The organism is Ruminiclostridium papyrosolvens DSM 2782 (assembly GCF_029318685.1).
Lineage (GTDB): Bacteria > Bacillota > Clostridia > Acetivibrionales > DSM-1351 > Ruminiclostridium > Ruminiclostridium papyrosolvens.
On the sequence record NZ_CP119677.1, the window covers coordinates 2,657,220 to 2,677,654 of the forward strand.

Here is a 20,435-nt window from a genome sequence, read left to right on the forward strand (position 1 = left end):
CTAGTCTAAAAATAGCATTATTTAGACAAGGAGATGAAATAAATGGAGTATATGTATCTTCATTATTTTACGCAAGACCCCAGCTTTCCCTTTTTTATTCAGTATGGATTCCATGACGATGCTATGCCTGAACATTTCCACCACGATTTTTTTGAACTTGTGATAGTTTTAAACGGAACCGCCACTCATATTGTCAATTCAGAGGAATTCTTTATAAAAAAAGGTGATGTTTTTGTTTTTAATATGGATTTATCTCACGGGTATAAAGATCCACATAACTTTAAAATAATAAATATAATGTACAAACCAGAACGGCTCGACGAAATCTGTAATGATATAAAGAAATCTCCCGGTTACCAGGCTCTTTTTGTATTGGAGCCTTTTTTCAGAAAAAAGTACAGTTTCAGTAATACCCTGTCACTCTCTATTTCCAGTCTGGAATATGTAGCAGAACTTGGAGCTCGTATTAACGAAGAATACAAAAGAAAAGATCAGGGCTATCAAACCATGATCTACGCTCGTTTTATGGAAATGGTTGTATACTTATCAAGACAATACATTATTGAAAATAAACTCTTGCACGATACATTTGTACATCTGGCAAAAGCTATATTGTTTTTAGAAGATAATTACCTTAACCCGATAAAACTTGAAAAGTTAGCAGATGAAGCACATATGTCCGTAAGGCATTTTAACAGAATATTTAAGGAGAATTATGGAACTACCCCCTTTAATTGTATTCTGCACCTCAGGGTTAATCATGCCTGTTCACTGCTTAAAAACAGCAACTTATGTATTGCTGATATAGCACTGGAGAGCGGCTTTTCTGACAGCAACTATTTTTCAAGGCAATTCAAGAAGATTACCGGTATAACCCCCAAGGAATACCGGGCAAGGTATAAATTAATTTATTCAAATATAGATTTAAATTAAAATTATTAAATTTTTCTCCGTTTAATTAGTTTTACGATTTCCCACCACATTGTAGCCACAACTGAAACAGCTATAGCAAACAAGAAATTTTTTGCACTAAGTGGCGCAGTTTGTACAATCCCATTTATTGTCGGTACATAGGTTATGATAATCAGTACTGCAATTATTATAGAATTAACAGTTATAACAACCTTATCCTTAAAATTAACCATATTTCTGAAAGCAAACTCTGTATCTGATTGGTTTATGTAAACAAGTAACAAATTGGATATACCCAGTACAAGCACCGCGAAGGTTCTTGCTTCCGGCTCACCTGCACCACTTTTAAAGAAGTAGGTAAATGCTCCGAAAGCCGCAGCAAAAATTATCAGTCCCTGTAATATAGATTTTAATATAAGCGAGCCGGTTATAAGTGCTTCGTTATTGGATCGTGGTTTTCTATGCATAATGTCCTTTTCTGCCGGCAATCGTTCAAATACAATAGAACAGGTAGGGTCTATAATGAGTTCCAGCAAAACGACGTTTACAGGCAATAAAACCAAAGGCATGTGAAGCAGTGGTGCCAAAAGCGCTATTAAAGCTATTGGTATATGTATTACAAGGATATATTCTATTGCTTTTCGGATGTTATCGTAAATTCTTCTTCCATCCCCAACCGATTCGACAATGGTAGTAAAATTATCATCCAGAAGAATCATATCCGAGGCTTCCTTGGCAACACCTGTTCCCCTTTTACCCATGGCTATTCCGATATCAGCATACTTTAAGGCAGGTGCATCATTTACACCATCTCCTGTCATTGCAACGATTTCCCCATTATCACGCAGGGCCTTTACAATCCGCATCTTGTGTCTTGGCATAACTCTAGCAAATATATTCGTATCCTTGACTTTGTCCAGTAATACCTCATCCGGCATTAATTCAAGCTCCGGCCCTGTTATTACGTTACTGCTGTGCGATATGCCTATTTCGCGGGCTATGGATTGTGCCGTAATACCATTATCTCCGGTTATCATAACTACTCTTAATCCTGCCGACTTACAAACCTTAATTGATTCCAGCACTTCATCTCTGGGAGGGTCTTGTAAACCTATAAGACCAACAAAGTCTAACTTACATTCCTTCAATGTGTCAGGATATTCTTTCATATCTATACTTCTTGCAACAGCAATTACTCTATAACCCTTGGATGCCAACCTTGTTTGTTGCTCGGCAACATTGTCCGTAGCTTCTTTGGTAAGGCAGCATAAGGGTAATATACTTTCAGGACTTCCCTTTGCGGCTAAGGTTGCTGAGTTTTCTATACTCCACACATGCCCCATCATTTTAGTATCTGAGCTAAATGAATATTCAAATAACAACGGGTTTTTAAAAACATCTTCTTTATCAGAACCGTTATTCTCAATGTAATTTAGTATTGCTTTTTCCATTGGATCATAAGGCTCCGTTTCACATGCCAAGGCTGCCCAATAACCTAATTCATTAGCATCAAAACCATTATGAGGACATGTCTCCTTTACAGTCATTTGATTTTTGGTTAATGTTCCGGTTTTATCGACACATAATACAGAAACTGACCCCAGCGTTTCAACAGAAGGCATTTTTCTTACAAGTGAATTTTTCTTGGCAAGTCTCCATGCGCCCATTGCCAAAAATACAGTCAGAACAACCGGAAACTCCTCAGGTATCATTGCCATAGCCAGAGTAATACCTGAAAGAATACTGTCAACTATACTTCCTGTATGAATAAGTGTAATTAGCGAAACCAATATGAAAAAGCCCAACCCTATTAAAGCACAAATCTTCACAAGGTGTCTGGTTTGCTTTTCAAGAGGTGTTGGCCGTTCCGGCACGCCTTGAATATCTAATCCGATTTTACCATATTGCGTATCCCTGCCTATTGAAATTACTTTTGCAATAGCACTGCCTTGTATTACTGTTGTCCCTGCATAGCAAACATCTTTTCTCCAAAAATCTTCAGAAATTTTATTAACATCATTATCACTGCATACCTTTTTCCATACGATTTCGGATTCACCTGTCAGTGAAGATTCATCGACTCCAAAGTCAAACATCTCAATGATTCTGGCATCGGCGGGTATTTTCTCACCCTCCTCCAATATCATTAAATCGTTAATGGTAATTTCTTTGCTTTCAATATTTATAATACGATTATTCCTGACTACACGTATTCTTGGAGAGGCTAATTCTTTTAGCGCCTCAAGAGTTTTGTCCGTTCTCCATTCCTGAATAAAGCTGATACCTGTCATAAATGTAACAAAGCATAGCATAATAATACCGTCTCGTGCTTCTCCCAAAAAAAAGTATATAATTGCAGTACAAAATAGAAGTATAAACATTGGTTCTTTAAAAACACCCAAAATCCTTATAAATAGGTTCTTCTTTTTCTCAGGACTAAGTTCATTCATACCATATTTTATTTGATTTTCCATGGCTTGATTGTCAGTGAGTCCTGAATAGTCCCCTTTAAAACCAAAAAATTTTGACATACTTCCTCCTTGATTATAAAAATAATAATAACATTGGCACAAAAAAACCTGTGAGACTAAAAATACTTAGTCCCACAGGTTTATATCCTGTTGCCGTTTCGGCCCAGCCCCACACAACTGTCTTAAAAGGTCTACAGCTGCATCGCCTGCTCTAAATTATAGTTTTATTTAATTAATATAATATATTGTATTATATTAATATTAAAAGTGTCAACAAATTCATTAAAAAAATATTAATATATTTAAGCTTATGCTTAATATTATTAATTAGTTGAGAATTATTATTAATTATTAATGATAATTAATATCAATTTTCAGTCCTGCTAAAAACAAAAAACCTATACCGGCTTGTCACCGATATAGGCTTTACTATTTGTAATTCTACTTATAAAGAGGATATTTACTGCAAAGAATTTCTGCTCTCTTTGAAACATTGGACTTTGAATTTTCATAATCTGTAATTGTAAGATAAATCAAGTCCGCAATTTCCTTCATATCTTCTTCGTTCATTCCTCTGCTTGTTACAGCCGGAGTTCCAAGTCTTATACCACTGGTGATAAATGGACTCTGAGTATCAAACGGAATACCGTTTTTGTTACATGTTATGCATACTTCGTCCAATCTGTGCTGAGCTTCCTTACCAGTAATATTCATATTAGTCAGGTTTACAAGCATAAGGTGATTGTCTGTACCGTCAGAAACCAGTTTGAAACCTTTTTTCATAAGTGCGGAAGCCAAAGCTTTTGCATTTTTAACAATGTTCTGCTGATATGTTTTAAATTCATCAGTAAGTGCTTCCTTGAAGCTAACTGCTTTAGCAGCAATAACATGCATTAATGGGCCACCCTGATTTCCGGGGAACACAGCACTGTCGATTTTCTTAGCATACTCCTGCTTACAGAGAATCATACCGCCTCTTGGGCCTCTTAAGGTCTTGTGTGTTGTAGTTGTTACAACGTCAGCATATGGAACAGGACTTGGATGCAATCCTGCAGCAACAAGACCTGCAATGTGAGCCATATCAACCATAAGTATTGCGCCAACTTCGTCTGCAATCTCCCTAAATGCCTTAAAATCAAGTGTTCTTGGATATGCGCTTGCTCCTGCTACAATTATTTTGGGTGAGTTGTCCTTAGCGGTTTTTCTCAGCTCCTCATAATCTATGTAGCAGTTGTCCTCTCTTACTCCATATGGTACAACATTGTAGTATTTTCCTGATATATTAACAGGACTACCATGGCTTAAATGTCCTCCATGTGCAAGATTCATTCCGAGAATAGTATCTCCCGGATTAAGGAAAGCGAAATAAACTGCGGTGTTAGCCTGTGCTCCTGAATGTGGTTGAACATTTGCATGCTCTGCACCAAAAATTTGTTTAGCTCTGTCAATAGCCAACTGTTCAACTATATCAACGTACTCGCATCCACCATAATATCTTTTGCCGGGGTATCCCTCAGCATATTTATTTGTTAATGGTGTGCCAAGTGCCTCTATAACAGCATCACTTACAAAATTCTCTGAAGCAATCAATTCTATCTTATTTCTTTGTCTGTTAACTTCTAACTCAATAGCCTCTGCTAATTGAGGGTCCATCTTCTTTATTGTATCAATATTGTACATAAAATGCCTCCACTCCAATGTCAATAATTTATGACATTTGCTCGTTATTTTATCCACGCAAGTAAAATTATAATAAAATAACCATATAAATGTCAATTAAATATGCAAAATATCGCACTTATATTACATATTTATGCATTATTTAATTACTTTGTACAGTTCATCAGGGCCGGGAGCATCAATTTCAACTACAGTCCCTTCTTCCTTGCTCATCAGTATTCTTTCGGAATTTTTGTCAGTAATTATTCCGATTATGGTTGCCTTAACATTATTTTTTTCAAGAAGCTTTACCAAACCTTCGCCATCCTGACAGGTTATAATCATACATCCACTGGAAATCAGTCTTAAAGGACTTATTCCGAAGTAGTCACAAATCCGGCGAGTAACCGGTTCAATGGGTATTGAATCCTTATTTACAGTTATTCCCGTACCAGATGCTTCTGCGATTTCCCAAGCAGCTCCAAGTACTCCTCCTTCAGTAATATCATGCATTGACGTTGCGCCAAACTTTCCTGCAAGAACCCCTTCGGGAACAACACTCAAGGAATTGATTAAACTCTTTGCATACTCAAGTTCGTTTTTACCCAGATAACTCAATAATTCATTTTCAAAATCACCTGCAATAATTGCAGTACCCTCAAGTCCGGCAGTTTTGGTTAATATAACACTATCTCCCGGTTTTGCCCCCGTAGATGATATAACTTTATCTTTAAGCGCTTTACCTACACAGGTGGTAGACAAAATAATCTTATTAACCGCAGGTGTCACCTCAGTATGTCCTCCGATAACTTCTACATTGAGTTGTCCGGCGGTTTCGCAAACCTGTTCCATAAGCTGTTCCAGCTCAATTTCTGTCGTACCCACGGGACACAATATAGTAACCATAATACCCAAGGGCTCTACACCGGAAGAAGCTATGTCATTACAGGATATATGAACGGCAAGCCGTCCTGCATTATTGCCGGCAGCTGTTATTGGGTCGGTAGACATGACACATGCATATTTATCAAATTCTATTGCCGAACAGTCCTCACCAATTCCGGGACGCATTATAACTTCTTTTCTGAAGGTATTAATTTTTCCAATAATAATTTTATTTAATATGTCGTTTGGTATTTTACCAGCTTCCATGTATTATCTTTTAGCCTCCTGAGCCGATAACCGGCCTTAATGTTGCAGTTATTTAAATAGTATAGCATAAGAAACGGATTAAAACAGGGATATACTGTTTTAATCCGCTAAGTTTGAATTTTCAGTGGATGCTTCGATGCTTACGTTTCAACACTACCTTCATTAGCTGCCAATTGGTCTTTCGCCAACTGATACTGTTCCCTTGCCATATCTATTAATTTTGGATTACTTCTGGCACCACTGGAGGAAACAATTCTGCTGAACCAAAGTACTGATTCATTGAGTTTTCCTATTCTCCTGTACAGCTCTGCTATTATGTACATACAGGTGTATTCATCAAGTTTGTCCAGCGGAAACCTCTCTTTTTGATAGGCATCATTATAAGCTTCTGCTGCAAAAGTTAGAAAATCTATTTCCTTTTTGTCCTCTTTCGCTCTGTAAAGCCAAGCAATTCTAAGACAAACCTTAGCTATTTCACTACTTTTGGCCTTTCTTACCTGAAGATTAAGAAGAGCAAGTTTAAATGCTTCCAAAGCATGTTCAACATCTCTTTCCCCTAAAAAGCTTCTTCTGGTCCAATGGCCTGAAATCTTATCTCTTATTACTGGAATGTCCCTTGTGAATATATTATCAAACTTATCCTGCAAAGCAGCATAACCGCAATTTTCACAAACCCACACATCATAAAAGAGTACATTAATACCTTCGTAATATACACATAAATCCGTATCTCTGGATTTTACTCTGCACCCTTTAGTCTTAACTTTCGTAACTTCAATTTCCCTGTTACAAACAGGGCATACAACTTTTTTGTTGTAAAGTAAATCATTCATGGCAATACCCCTAGTCTTTTTAATCAGTCAAATTCAATAATTCATAAGTTTTTTGATCCACAGCATATTCCCCTCTGACAGGCTTATAAATATCTACACTTCTACACTAATTTTTCAACTATTTATTTTGCCGCCCTTATCATTCTATGATTCCCTATACAATATTTCTAATTTATGGAAACATTTAATCGAATAAATTCCAGCAAATTCTCTGCTAAAATTATTTTACCATAATTATAAATGTATATGGGCATTTTGCTAAAAAATCACTCAGGTTTTATTATTTCCCTGTAAGTTAAGTTAAATTAAGGTTTTATAATAATAACTTCAATATTTTCAACAGCAGTATTAATAAGAGGCTCAAAATCAACAGCCGACTCGGACTGTAGTATCTTCTCAAGCTTTGGCTTGGTTTGAGGATGTTTTGCAACAAATACCGTACAGCAATCTTCATACGGAAGTACTGAGGTATCAAAAGTATCAATCCTCCGCGCTATGTCTACCACTTCAACTTTGTCCATGCCAATCAAAGGCCTGAAAACCGGCATATTTACAGCAGCATCGGTACAATAAAGGCTCTGCATAGTCTGGCTGGCAACCTGTCCCATACTTTCTCCTGTAATAAGTGCCATGGCATTTACTTTTGCTGCTACTTTCTCGGCAATCTGCATCATAATCCTTCGCATAATTATAGTAAGCTGTTCTTCAGGACAATTGTCGTTGATTTTAAGTTGTATTTCGGTAAATGGAACCACATGCAAGCGGATTTTACCGCAGTACTGGGCCATTATTTGAGCCAAATCAATTACTTTCTGCTTTGCTCTTTCGCTTGTATAAGGGTAGCTATAGAAATGTATCGCTTCAATCTCCACACCTCTTTTACCCATCATCCATCCCGCAACGGGACTGTCTATTCCTCCTGAAAGCAGCAGAAGTGCTTTACCGTTTGAGCCGAGAGGCATACCTCCCTGTGCCTTTAGTGTTTCAGAATAAACATAAGTGCTTTCTCTTACTTCAAGATACAGTATAAAATCAGGATTTTTAACATCAACAGATAAGCCCTCTATATTTTCCAATATAAAGCCTCCAACATCGGCACTTATTTCAGGGGATTGCATAGGAAACCTTTTGTTACCTCTTTTAGTCTCAACCTTAAAAGTCTTATAGCCCTTTTCTTCAATCAGTTTGGAGGCCATTTTAAGGGAGGTCGCCTTGATTGTCTCATACTCGGTTTCAATCTTCCAGACCGGGCTTACCGAAACAACACCAAATACTTTGGCTACCTTTGCAAGGACTGAATCAAAGTCATAGTTTTCTTCCTGAGGTTCAATGTAAATTCTGCCCTGAGATTTCATTACCTTTGCTTTTCCAAATTTATAAATCGCACTCTTTATGTTTCCAATAAGTTTATCTTCAAAAACAGGCCTGTTTAATCCCTTTAGAATTATCTCGCCATAGCGTACCAATATTATTTTATTCATCTTTTACCTCCACGTTTTATACTTATAATCGGAATAATTTCTTTCAGTGCCTCAATTGTCTCATCCATTTCACATATATTGTTGGTATGTGATAAGCTGAAACGTATTGCACCGTCTATATACTTGGAGCTTACACCCATGGCTTTTAATACATGACTGTGATGTGTCTTGCGTGAAGAACATGCCGAGCCCGTTGAAACATATATATTTTTTTGTTCAAGGTGATGCAGCAGTACTTCTGATTTCAGATTTGGGAATGAAACATTTATAATGTACGGTGAAGCATTTTCGGGTGAATTGACAACCGCATCCTCAAAGGTATCATTTACCCTTTTTACAAAATGGTTTCTAAGTTCATTTGTTATTTTATAATTATCATCAAGCTTTGAAAATATAATTTCTGCTGCCAATCCAAAGCCACAAATACCCGGTACATTCTCGGTACCCGACCTCAATGCTGATTCCTGACCTCCGCCTATTAAAACAGGTTTCAATCTTAGTCCTTTACGTATATAAAGCCCTCCAACTCCTTTTGGACCGTGTATTTTATGAGAACTAATTGACATCAAGTCGACATTACAGGTTGACGGGTTTATTAGTGTTTTGCCAAAGGCCTGAACCGCATCAACATGAATTACAGCATTGGGACACAGCTTTTTTCTAAGGCTGCAAATTTCTTCTATTGGTTGTATAGCACCCGTTTCATTGTTTGTATGAATAATACTTATTATGGATGTATCAGCTGAAACAATATCCTTTAAAAAATCCAATCTGATAACTCCATCCTTGTCTACAGGAATATAATCTACCTTATATCCTTCCTGAGCTAATTGCTTGTATACTTCTAAAACGGACGGATGTTCAATTTCACTGGTTATGACATGCTTACCTGCTCTCGGGTTTGCCTTCAGATAACCTAATATTGCCAGATTATTTGATTCGGTTCCTCCCGATGTAAAACAAATATCTTTTGAATCTGTTTTTAAAGCTTCAGCAATCTGACCTCTTGCCTTCTTTACCAGATTTTCTGATTCTATACCTTTTGTATGTAAGGAAGATGGGTTTCCATAAAACTCTCTGCTTACTTTTGCAATATACTCGATAACTTCATCGTATGGCTTTGTGGTAGCACTGTTATCGAGATAAATCTCTCTGTCCATATATAACCTCTCATAATTATAACTCGAGCAGCTTTATCCCGAGTTATATAACTGATTCAAATATATTATTAGTATATATTAATTTTTTTATTTCTTTTGGCTATTGTCTTTTTCTTCTAATTTCTTGCTTAGTTTCTTTACCTGATCCTTTGTTATGTGCTCCTTCATAAAGTCCTGAATAGTAACACTGCGATATTCATCAACTTCATCAATACACATCCCGCAATCATCACAACGCTTTGTAGAATCAAGATCACACAAATCACATTCTCCGCAATCTATACATTCTCTGTCATATAGCTCACATTGGTCTGTCATTATAGCTTGCACGATTTCAATCCTCAAAATCGTGCTACCTCCTTCTGGCAAAATATATATCTTATAATCGTCCGATTCCTTTTAGTATACCATAAATTAATGCCTGAGGCCTAGGGGGACAGCCCGGAATATATACATCTACCGGTAAAATCGTGTCAATTCCATTTCTTCCTGCATAGCTGTCCTTGAAAAGTCCGCCGCTGCAAGCACAGGCTCCTGCAGCTACTACCAGTTTTGGAGATGGCGTTGCATTATAGGTTTTGACCAATGCTTCTTCCATATTTCTAGAAACACAGCCCGTCACCAGAAGCATATCTGCATGCCTTGGCGATGCTACAAAGTGTATCCCAAACCTTTCGATATCGTTATATGGCCCGTTAAGTGCCTGAATTTCATAATCACAACCATTACAAGAGCCGGCATCAACTTCTCTGATATTAAGGCTTCTTCCAAACTTCTTGGCGACTTTTTCATTTAACTTTTTACCAATGAGCTCATAATCAGTACCATTTATTTCTTCATCTATGACATATAAAGGTGTAGCTCTTAGCAAATCTCTGCTTTTCTGGGCAAGCTCAAAATTATTGGATAATTTTAAGGCCTGATTTGTACAAGCTTCTTCACAAAACCTGCAAAATATACACTCATCAGCATTTACTGCCGGCAATTTCTCTCTTTCGCCGTCTTTGTCAACAAGAACCAATGCCCCTGTGGGACAAGCAGAAATACATTTACCGCATCGCTCACATTTTGAATAATCAAATTCCGGAATACCTGTAATATAAGTACTTTTTGTATTCTTTTTGGGATATTGTAGTGTAACCGTACCATGCTGTATCATCTTTTTTACTATGTTATACATTTATTCCTCCTAATACGTGCAGTTCTATAAATCGTTTCCTGCATACGAGAGATTAAAACTCTTATTTATTAACGGAAAGTCCGTCAAAGTATTAGTATTTACCGCGTGACAAAGGGCCGGCCAGTTACAGAAAGACGGTGTTCTTACTTTATAGCGGAAAATAGTGTTATTTTCACCTGTCATTACAAAATGTATATTTTCACCTCTGGGAGACTCTGTCATCCCAAAGCCATAGGAGTATGGCTTAAGCTCGCCAATATCAACGTGAACAAGCCCCTCCTCCGGCATTTTTCCCAATGCCTGCTTTATGATATTTATAGACTCCATTACTTCTTCTATTTTTACATTCATTCTGCAATTAACGTCACAATTACCGTGTTCCGGAATATTAAATTTAAGTTTTGAATATGCATCGTACGGGAATTCTTTTCTCACATCAGTTTTCAGGCCACTGGCTCTTCCTGCAGGTCCAACCACATTCAAATCAGCTGCAATAGAATTAGCTAATATTCCGGTGTGCTCGACCCTATCTATAAACATTCCGTTGTTTTTAATTATAGCTACTGTTTCCCTAAACTCTTTATCCAGCTTGTTAATGCATTCCAGAATAATTTTCTCATTATTACGTATAAAGTCACGTCTTAAGCCACCGGGTTTATTGGTATTTCTAAGAAACCTGCTCCCTGTAAGCTGTTCATTCAGAAGCTGTATCCATCTTCTCATCATCCCCAACTGACCTGAAGGAAATATGTAAGCCGTATCTACACATAGTCCTGATATATCCCCCAGATGGCCGCATATACGTTCAAGTTCCGCAAATATTACCCTGGAATATGCCGCACGTTCGGGAATATATGTTATACCGTTCAGTTTTTCAATTGCATGACAGAAGGCCAGTGAATTGGTAAATGTCTCGTCCCCTGAAATTCTTTCAGAAAACAAAAGGGCCTTCATATAATGCTGATTCTCACATAGTTTTTCAAGTCCACGGTGTACATAATATAATTTTGCTTCAAGGTTTATTATGGGTTCCCCTGCCACACTAAATCTAAAATGACCCGGCTCGATAATACCGGCATGTACAGGCCCAACGGGCACTTCAAAAACGCCTTTACCTGAAATATTTGAAAATTCCAAATCTCTATGCTGAAACGGCAGATGTTTATTGACCTTGAAGTCCCTTTTTAAAGGGTGAACGTTCTGAGGAAAATTTCCGTGATGAACCAACTCCCTGCTGTCAGGACACCCTTTAAAGTCTATTCCATACATATCATGAATCTCACGTTCGTACAAACTTGCAGCCGGTACCTCCAAAGCTATGGAATCAAGCATTGCTGAACCGTCATTCTCAAGTTTCGAATACAGTGTAACTATCGTATTGGATGATCTTACCGCAAATGTGTAATATACAGTAAGCTTATTGTTAATTGGCGTAGTATCATTTGCAAATAAATCAACAAGCACACATTCAATATTTTCATATACATTGATACAGTCTTCCTTCACAGTGGAAGGAGAAATGCAGAAGTAGACTTCATTTTCATTGATAAGCCTGCCTTCTTGTACATGAGGGGCTAATAATCTATTTATAGTATCAAATATAGCTTCCGAAACCATAAAGTTAACCTCCAATTCCCAGTATAATATCTGTTGTATTATCCATTAACTCTTTGAAAGGCGTCGGAATATATACCCCTGCCAATACTATAATACATAATAGAATAATAAGTACAGTAGGCCCGATAATGTCCAGTTCCCCCGGCTTTATCTCAGGGTTGCTATTTTTACCATAAAACATTTTTCCCAACTGTTTAGTAAATCCGGCAAAAACCATTGAAAGAAATATCAGAAGCAAAGCCGTTACCAGATATTTTTTTGCAAACAGTGCTCCCACGACAGTATTAAATTCACTCATAAACACACCAAAAGGAGGCATACCCGTTATTGCAAAAGTACCCAGTACAAAAACAATTCCTGTTACAGGCATTGTTTTTATTAGACCATGGATACTGGAAATCTTTTTGGTGTGGTGTTTTAAATAAACATTTCCCGTCGCCAGAAACAACATCAATTTTGTCATTGCATGATTAAATATGTGATAAAGTGCCGCGAAAATGCTCACAGGTGTACATATACCAAGGCCTAAAGCAATGATTCCCATATGCTCTATACTGGAATATGCCAATATACGTTTATAATCCTGCTGAACCAATATGAATACAGCAGCGGTACCAATTGAAAGTACACTTAGGACAATAAGAAGATTTCCCGTATAATTACTGCTTCCCAGACATTTATTCACAATGGACATAACCCTTATTACCCCATACATAGCAGTATTGAGCAATACTCCTGATAAAAGTGCACTTACAGGCGAAGGTGCCTGACTGTGAGCATCCGGAAGCCATGTATGCATAGGTGAAAAACCAACCTTTGTACCAAAACCTATTAATATAAATATAAATGCGATTTTTAATATACTGGGGTCAAGTGCAGCAGCATATTTTATAAGATAACTCCAATCAAGCCCTGAAATCCTAGCCCCTCCCAATTTAACAGTAGACGAATAAAACAGGAGAATAATTCCAAGCAGGGCAAACGCAATACCAACCGAGCAAATAATAAGGTACTTCCACGCAGCTTCAATTGCACGCTTATTATTGTAAAAGCCAACCAAAAACGCAGAAGCCAGAGTAGTAGCTTCAATAGAAATCCACATGACTCCCATATTGCGAGTAGTTAATGCCAGTATCATTGACAGTACAAATGCATTGGATAATGAATAATATAACTTTAGCTTACCAATTGTAATAACCTTTTTCTTCAGTTCTTGTCCAAAATAACTTATTGAATAGAGTGAAACTAAAAAGAACGCCAATGTAGTTATAAACAATATGTAACCGCTAAGTGAATCCATATAAAAAAGATTCTTGAATAAACCGGAGCTTGCAATCACCTTATTATTATTAATATCAATAAGTGACAGGATTGATATTATCAGTAATCCTGCTGCCCCAATTAAGTTTATAGCATGTATAAATAATTTATTTCTGCTAATCCATACCAGCCCACCTGCCAGCACCGGTATAACTATAAATGCCGGAATCATATGCCCTCCATGAAACTTAAATAATTTAACCTTTTAAGTGCTTTAATTTGTTTACATCTATTGAATCAAAAGTGCTATTGATTTTGAAAACAAATATACCCATAATCAAAAACGCAGTTAATAAATCAAAGAAAAGACCAAGCTCAACAATCATTGGCATTCCGTCTGTAGTCATCATTGCAGCCAGAAATAATCCGTTTTCAATAACAAGAAATCCAATAATCTGTCCCAATGCCTTTTTCCTGCTTATCATGAAGAATAGCCCAATCATCACAACGGATAAAGAATAAATAAGATAATTTTCTGTTGTTGGATTTGTTATACCTTCTACATTATGAACTACGTACCAACAAAGAACAACCAGTCCGCAGCAGATAAGCATTGAAATAGGAATATTTATAAAAAAATCCTTTTCAACCTTATATTCAACCCTGTCGGAGGTTCTTCTCATAGCCAGTGGAATTACTATTACTTTAAATACTACAATTAACAAAAATATAAAAATAACCTCATCAAACTTCTTTGTTTCAACCATACTTTTAACTGAAATAAGCAGTGAAATCAAAGCAAGTATGAGTGATTGAAATCGGAATGTTGTAATATAGGCATTTTGACGCTTATTTGCCACAAGCGAAAAAGACGAAATTAATATAAGAATTGCTAAAAGGTTTAAAGCATTATTGTACATTTGTTTTCCTCCATACCATATTGTTTTTATCTTAAAACAAACCGGGTCAAAAACCCTAAAACGGCTATAATGAGAGCAATTGCAGCATAGTTTGGAAGACTGAAAAGCCTGAATTTGACTGTATTAATCTCAATAAAACCCACTAATAAGGTAATTATTACTAACTTTAACAGATATATGCCAAGTCCAACTAATACATTTTCCATGTTTAAACCAACAGGAAGTAATATGTTGGCCATAAATGTCATAAATACCAATTGCTTTATATATGTACCCATTTCTATAAAAGCAAGATGTCTGCCTGAGTATTCCAAAGTCATTGCTTCGTGAACCATTGTAAGCTCAAGATGTGTTGAAGGGTCATCAACCGGAATTCTGGAGGATTCTGCAATCATTACCATCAGCATAGCTGCAAACAATAATATATTTATAGTTGAAAATATACCGGAGCTGTTTTTTACTGAATAATCATATATTGAAAAAACACTGGTTGAAGTAATTTCAGGGTTTGCGCCTACCGTAATGATAATAAGGAATAGCGCAGGTTCTACCAAAGCCGAAACCAACAATTCTCTGCTGCTTCCCATTCCTCCGAAGGTACTTCCGGTGTCCAGCCCTGCCAGTGCCATGAAAATACGTCCGGCTACCAATAGATAAACTATTACCAGAAGGTCAGAATAGAAGGAAAACCCTTTAAGTTGATAAACTGCAGGCAAACACATAACTGCAGCAAGAGAAGTTATAAAATAAACGTATGGAGCAACATTATAAATCCACGAAGAAGTGCTTGATATCACCAAATCTTTTTTAAGCAACTTTATCAAATCATAATAAGGCTGAAAAATCGAAGCACCTATTTTATGCTGTATTTTTGCTTTGATTTTCCTTATTACTCCGGTAAATATGGGAGCTATTAAAAGTATAAAAAACATTTGAAATAAAAACTTTAATAATGACACTAACATATTAACAATCCTTTTATCGTTGATAAATTTTTATAATCATGCCGTAATTGAATAATATAAAAGCATAAGCACCATAATCACAAAGAAATACATTAAATAGGCATGTATACTCCCTGTCTGAATTGTAAAACGCATTTTCCTTGAAAAATAAATTATAGTACTAACAAAAGGTTGATACAGATATTTTTCAAAAAATTTCACCGTAGATGTTGTATATCTGCCCGCTTTAATATGATAAGGTGCTACTCCTTCTGTTATTTTTAAGTCCCTTGCAGGTTTAAATAACCCTCTGAATATAATTCTCAAAGATTTTGAAAATCCTGTGGCAGAATACTGCATTTTAGAATTTAGCTTTGTATATCCGCAATCCCAAGTATTGTAACGCTCTACAGAGGTTCTTTTTCTTAGTGCCATTACCACCAATAAGGATAAAGCTCCCAATATTACCAACAATATGGCAATAAGACCCGAAGATATATTCAAACTACTGTTATGTACCGGTAATTCACGAGGTACGGTTAACGGCAAGGCCGCACCTAAAGTCTTTATTCCAACCAATTGACTGTCAACACTGTGTATAAGATTTATGGCAAAATTCGGGAATATGCCAAGCAATAAACAAAGCACTGCTGCTATTGCAAGTGCCACAAGCATTGGTTTTCCCGGCTCCTTGGCAGTATCTGCCACTTTACTTCTTGGCATTCCAAGGAAGCTTATACCGAAAAATTTAACAAAGCAAAATGCAACCAAAGCCCCGGTTAAGGCAAGTGCAGCTGCAGCAATCATCAGGACAACAACCATCAGGAAGCTTTGGGATGATGCAAAATAGCTTATACTGCTAATAATCGTCTTAAAAATCATATATTCGCTTATGAAGCCGTTAAAGGGCGGTACTGCAGAAATAGAAAGGCAACCAACGAAAATAAGCACTGAGGCAATAGGCATTTTTTTTATCAGCCCGCCCAGTTTCTCCATATTTTTTGTATGTACAGAATATTGAACTGCACCTGCCCCCATGAAAAGCAGTGACTTGAAAACAGCGTGATTCAGTGTATGCAGAAGTGTTGCCGTTAAGGACAGGGAAAGCAGAAAATAATTCCCCGATGCTCTGGCAATAAGCATTATTCCAAGGCCTGCCAAAATAATCCCCATATTCTCTATGCTGGAATATGCCAATAATCTTTTAATATTTGTAGTTGAAGCGATAGAATATGTAATTCCGAATAATGCTGAAGCAATACCTACGCAAAGTAATACTACTCCCCACCACAAATGACCCATAGGAAGAATGTTAAAAATAAATCTTATGAGACCATAAACAGCCATCTTTATCATTACACCTGACATCAACGCTGATATATTACTTGGAGCTACCGGGTGGGCATATGGCAACCAGATATGTACAGGAATAATACCTGCTTTGGTACCAAACCCAATCAGCAGCAGCACAAAAATAATATTAGCAGCACCTTGAGGTATTGACTGTAAATTAATTGATGTAAAATTAAAACTGCCTGTATAGGCTGCAATTAAAACAAAGGCTGCCGTAATACAAGCTGTTCCGGTATAGGTCATAATAATGTATATCCTGCCGGCTTTCTGCACCTCCTCTTTTTCATGCTCATATATAACAAGAAAATAAGAAAGAAGAGACATCAATTCCCAAAAAACCAAAAAGAGCAGAAGATTACTGCTTGAGACCAAAAGAACCATTGAAGCGATAAACAGATTATATAAACAACCGAATACAGATATATTTTTTTCAGAAAAGTAGTGGGACATATATGTATATGAGAATAACGAAACAATAATTGCTACTATTGAAATAATCATTATAAAAAATGCAGATAGATTATCAATATTAAACTTCATATCTAAAAAAGGAATATTTGTATTAAAATCTATATTTATAGATACGTCTCCGGAATATGTTAACTTGTAAATCATTAAATATGTAAGTAAGCTGCTCGCTAAAAGTGCAAAGGTATTTGACAACCTGTTTGACCACTTTGAACTTGAGAATGAAGATAGAGATGCCAATGCTCCGATTATATAAAAGATTACACTTACTATGAAGAACACTGCTAATTGATTTGACGACATTGACCACAAACCTCCAAAGAACCCCTTATTATAAAGACTTAATAAACACAGGTTATATAATACTACCATGAATTTTAAATGTCAAATAAGCGCGACTCTTTGTAGGATAATTGCATGTTTTTATCTAATTAATCAAAAAATATTAAATTATATATTTATTTGTCGACAGGAACAAGCAGAGATACATTCTCACTTAAATCACTTGAACTCATGTGATTTATCTTTTTTATCAAATATACCTTCTTTCTGATATCAGTATTACCGCCGTACTTGGAGGCTATAGACCATAAAGAATCACCCTCGCCTACCGTAACTGTAATGTACTGCGTATCAGTAAAACCTGCCACTTTGACTGTATAAATAAGAGTAAATGTAAGAAACAAAGTAAAGAACAAAAAACATAGAAATCTTTTTTTATTTTTCAAAACATATTTCTTTCTCACCATATTAACCCTCCCAAGCAACAAACATACGTTCTTTATATTTATTATTTTAAGGAACGTGTGTTCTTTTGTCAATAGCTTTTGGAAAATTATCCGAACATTAGTTTGATTTTCTGGTTTTCATGTGTTATACTATAGCAGTAATAACTGTGCTTTTTGAATATAAGACTTTTATTACATAAAAACTATGGGCATTCGCTCAGGGAGGTCTTTATGGCAAAAAAGAATTCTAACAAACAACAGGAAATTCTTGATTATGTTTATAAATGTGTTCATGAAAACGGTTATCCGCCTTCTGTAAGGGAAATATGTTCAGCGGTAGGTTTCAAGTCAACTTCTACAGTACATTCCTATCTGCAAAAGCTTATTGATAGCGGACTTCTTCAAAAGGATCCTACTAAGCCGAGAGCAATCAAAATTTTAAATAGAGCAAGTCAGGTTAAAGAAAGCCGCACTAGTAAAGACGGGTATTATACTTCACGAGAAATGGTAGATGTTCCTGTTGTGGGAAGAGTTACAGCAGGCCAGCCTATCCTTGCCGTTGAAAACATTACTGATACTTTCCCCCTCCCTGTAGATTTCGTACAAAACAGTGATGCATTTATGCTAAGAATTCAAGGTGAGAGTATGGTAGAAGCAGGAATACTTGACAAGGACTTTGTACTGGTAAGACAGCAATCTTCGGCAAATAATGGTGACATTGTTGTAGCTTTGATTGGTGATGAGGCCACATGTAAAACCTTTTACCGTGAAAAAGACTATATAAGGCTCCAACCCCAGAACAGCAGTATGGAACCCATCCTTGTAAAAGATGATTTGTCAATTCTGGGAAAAGTAATTGGTGTCTTCAGACGCATGTAGCTATAATACTTTACATAACAAATAAAAAACGCAAAAGGAAAATTTGTTATCCTTTTGCGTTTTATTATTTACATATTTACAATATGTAGCTATTATTCTTTTCCCTGCTCATTAAATATAAGATTCACCGATTTCATTGGACTTATAGTGGAAATTGCATGCTTGTATACTAACTGCTGCTTTCCGTCACTGTCAAGAACCACAGTGAAATTATCAAACCCCTTAACCATACCCTTTAATTGAAACCCATTTGTAAGATAGATAGTAACAGCAATGTGTTCCTTTCTTACCTGATTCAAAAAAATGTCCTGCAAATTAATAGTATTCTTTACCAAAGTAATTCACTCCTTTGTTATATATATATTTATCCACATAAGCTATCCCCACAGAAACGGGCTTAACTTAAATTTGATATATTAAGATTACTCTTTTTATTTTACTAGATAATGCCATTTCATGCAACAAGAATATAGTTCTACCAAGGTTTTTAGCCTTTTGCGTATTCATAAATCTCATTTATTACATTTATATTATTTCCACAATTATCTACATTAAACCAATTAATTCCATGAATTCGCTTAAACCATGTAATCTGTCTTTTTGCATATCTTCTGGTTCCCTGTTTAATATTATCTATTGCCTGCTCGAGTGTTATATTATTTCTCAAAAACTCCAGTATTTCTTTATATCCAATACCCTGCATGGATATTATGCTATCGGCATAGCCAAGGTCTACAAGCCTTTTTACTTCATCTACAAGACCATTTTGTATCATAATATCCACTCTTTTATTTATTCGTTCATATAAAACCTGCCTGTCCATATTCAAACCAACAAGAACAAATTGGTATTTTGGAGGTATGCTCCTTGATATCTCATTATGATAAGAAATAGGCTTTTGCGTCTGATAGTACACTTCCAAAGCTCTTATTACTCTTTTTATATTATTGGGGTGAATACTTAACGCTGAATTCGGGTCAACTTCCTGTAACTTTTTATGGAGATACTCAGGCCCGAATTCTTCTGCCTCTTTTTTTAAAGCCTCCCGGAGTTCCCAGTCGCTTTCACTTTCACTAAAATTAATATTGTTTATCAAAGAACTGATATAAAGTCCTGTGCCCCCTGCAACAATTGGCTGTTTACCATTTTCAAGAATGTTGTCTATATATTTTTCGGCTAGTTCCTTGAACCTTACAACATTAAAGTCTTCATTGGGAAGTACTTCGTCAATGAGATAATGACTTATATCCTGCATTTCTTCTTTTGTGGGTTTTGCAGTCCCAATATCCATATATTTATAAATCTGCATAGAATCGGCAGAAATAATTTCTCCATTCATTCTTTTTGCAAGCTCAATAGATAAATTTGTTTTTCCTGATGCAGTAGGCCCAACTATAACTATAACTCGGTTCATAAAA

General features: G+C 36.2%; 18 protein-coding genes and 1 riboswitch. Of the genes, 2 read left to right on the forward strand and 16 right to left on the reverse strand.

Features of this window, described 5'->3' with window-relative positions:
* Nucleotides 1–42: 42 nt before the first annotated feature.
* The gene (locus P0092_RS11760; protein ID WP_004618086.1) at nt 43–933 is read left to right on the forward strand and encodes a helix-turn-helix domain-containing protein; all 891 of its coding nucleotides are present in this window, start codon (nt 43–45) and stop codon (nt 931–933) included.
* Between the two features lie 5 nt (nt 934–938).
* On the opposite strand, the gene P0092_RS11765 is transcribed toward P0092_RS11760, so the two are convergent.
* The 14 genes from P0092_RS11765 to P0092_RS11830 all read right to left on the reverse strand — a co-directional run bounded on the left by P0092_RS11765 (nt 939) and on the right by P0092_RS11830 (nt 18,159).
* Entirely contained in the window at nt 939–3,443 is a 2,505-nt protein-coding gene (locus P0092_RS11765; RefSeq protein ID WP_004618085.1) for a cation-translocating P-type ATPase, read from the reverse strand.
* Between the two features lie 65 nt (nt 3,444–3,508).
* A riboswitch (NiCo riboswitch) is annotated at nt 3,509–3,608 on the reverse strand.
* 216 nt (nt 3,609–3,824) lie between these two features.
* Nucleotides 3,825–5,063 (reverse strand): serine hydroxymethyltransferase, encoded by a 1,239-nt coding sequence (locus tag P0092_RS11770; RefSeq protein ID WP_004618083.1) that lies wholly within the window; start codon nt 5,061–5,063, stop codon nt 3,825–3,827.
* 138 nt (nt 5,064–5,201) lie between these two features.
* Complete coding sequence (locus P0092_RS11775) at nt 5,202–6,194, reverse strand: AIR synthase family protein (RefSeq protein WP_004618081.1); 993 nt, start codon at nt 6,192–6,194, stop codon at nt 5,202–5,204.
* A gap of 140 nt (nt 6,195–6,334) precedes the next feature.
* Nucleotides 6,335–7,027 (reverse strand): DUF2225 domain-containing protein, encoded by a 693-nt coding sequence (locus P0092_RS11780; RefSeq protein WP_004618079.1) that lies wholly within the window; start codon nt 7,025–7,027, stop codon nt 6,335–6,337.
* A 305-nt stretch (nt 7,028–7,332) separates the two neighbouring features.
* Entirely contained in the window at nt 7,333–8,508 is a 1,176-nt protein-coding gene (gene thiI, locus P0092_RS11785) for a tRNA uracil 4-sulfurtransferase ThiI (protein ID WP_004618077.1), read from the reverse strand.
* Entirely contained in the window at nt 8,505–9,668 is a 1,164-nt protein-coding gene (locus tag P0092_RS11790) for a cysteine desulfurase family protein (RefSeq protein ID WP_004618075.1), read from the reverse strand. Before P0092_RS11790 ends, thiI begins: the two co-directional genes overlap by 4 nt.
* Nucleotides 9,669–9,755: 87 nt before the next feature.
* A complete protein-coding gene (locus P0092_RS11795; RefSeq protein ID WP_004618073.1) occupies nt 9,756–10,013 on the reverse strand; it encodes a hypothetical protein in 258 nt (85 codons plus the stop codon).
* A 34-nt stretch (nt 10,014–10,047) separates the two neighbouring features.
* A complete protein-coding gene (locus P0092_RS11800; protein WP_004618071.1) occupies nt 10,048–10,848 on the reverse strand; it encodes an NADH-quinone oxidoreductase subunit B family protein in 801 nt (266 codons plus the stop codon).
* A 24-nt stretch (nt 10,849–10,872) separates the two neighbouring features.
* Entirely contained in the window at nt 10,873–12,465 is a 1,593-nt protein-coding gene (locus tag P0092_RS11805) for an NADH-quinone oxidoreductase subunit D-related protein (protein ID WP_004618069.1), read from the reverse strand.
* A gap of 4 nt (nt 12,466–12,469) precedes the next feature.
* Complete coding sequence (locus P0092_RS11810) at nt 12,470–13,957, reverse strand: hydrogenase 4 subunit F (RefSeq protein ID WP_004618066.1); 1,488 nt, start codon at nt 13,955–13,957, stop codon at nt 12,470–12,472.
* Between the two features lie 25 nt (nt 13,958–13,982).
* Entirely contained in the window at nt 13,983–14,645 is a 663-nt protein-coding gene (locus tag P0092_RS11815) for a hypothetical protein (RefSeq protein WP_004618064.1), read from the reverse strand.
* Nucleotides 14,646–14,671: 26 nt separating this feature from the next.
* Entirely contained in the window at nt 14,672–15,577 is a 906-nt protein-coding gene (locus P0092_RS11820; protein WP_276186900.1) for a respiratory chain complex I subunit 1 family protein, read from the reverse strand.
* A gap of 69 nt (nt 15,578–15,646) precedes the next feature.
* Nucleotides 15,647–17,713 carry a hydrogenase 4 subunit B gene (locus P0092_RS11825; protein WP_004618060.1) on the reverse strand — a complete coding sequence of 689 codons (2,067 nt, stop codon included), beginning with the start codon at nt 17,711–17,713 and terminating at the stop codon, nt 15,647–15,649.
* 155 nt (nt 17,714–17,868) lie between these two features.
* Nucleotides 17,869–18,159: a LysM peptidoglycan-binding domain-containing protein gene (locus P0092_RS11830; protein WP_276186901.1), complete on the reverse strand. Its 291-nt coding sequence runs from the start codon at nt 18,157–18,159 to the stop codon at nt 17,869–17,871.
* A gap of 210 nt (nt 18,160–18,369) precedes the next feature.
* On the opposite strand from P0092_RS11830, the gene lexA reads away from it, so the two are divergent.
* Entirely contained in the window at nt 18,370–19,017 is a 648-nt protein-coding gene (lexA, locus tag P0092_RS11835) for a transcriptional repressor LexA (protein ID WP_004618055.1), read from the forward strand.
* A gap of 92 nt (nt 19,018–19,109) precedes the next feature.
* On the opposite strand, the gene hfq is transcribed toward lexA, so the two are convergent.
* On the reverse strand, nt 19,110–19,352 hold the full coding sequence (gene hfq / locus P0092_RS11840; protein WP_004618053.1) for an RNA chaperone Hfq: 243 nt from the start codon (nt 19,350–19,352) through the stop codon (nt 19,110–19,112).
* 152 nt (nt 19,353–19,504) lie between these two features.
* Nucleotides 19,505–20,431 (reverse strand): tRNA (adenosine(37)-N6)-dimethylallyltransferase MiaA, encoded by a 927-nt coding sequence (gene miaA, locus P0092_RS11845; RefSeq protein ID WP_004618050.1) that lies wholly within the window; start codon nt 20,429–20,431, stop codon nt 19,505–19,507.
* Nucleotides 20,432–20,435: the final 4 nt, after the last annotated feature.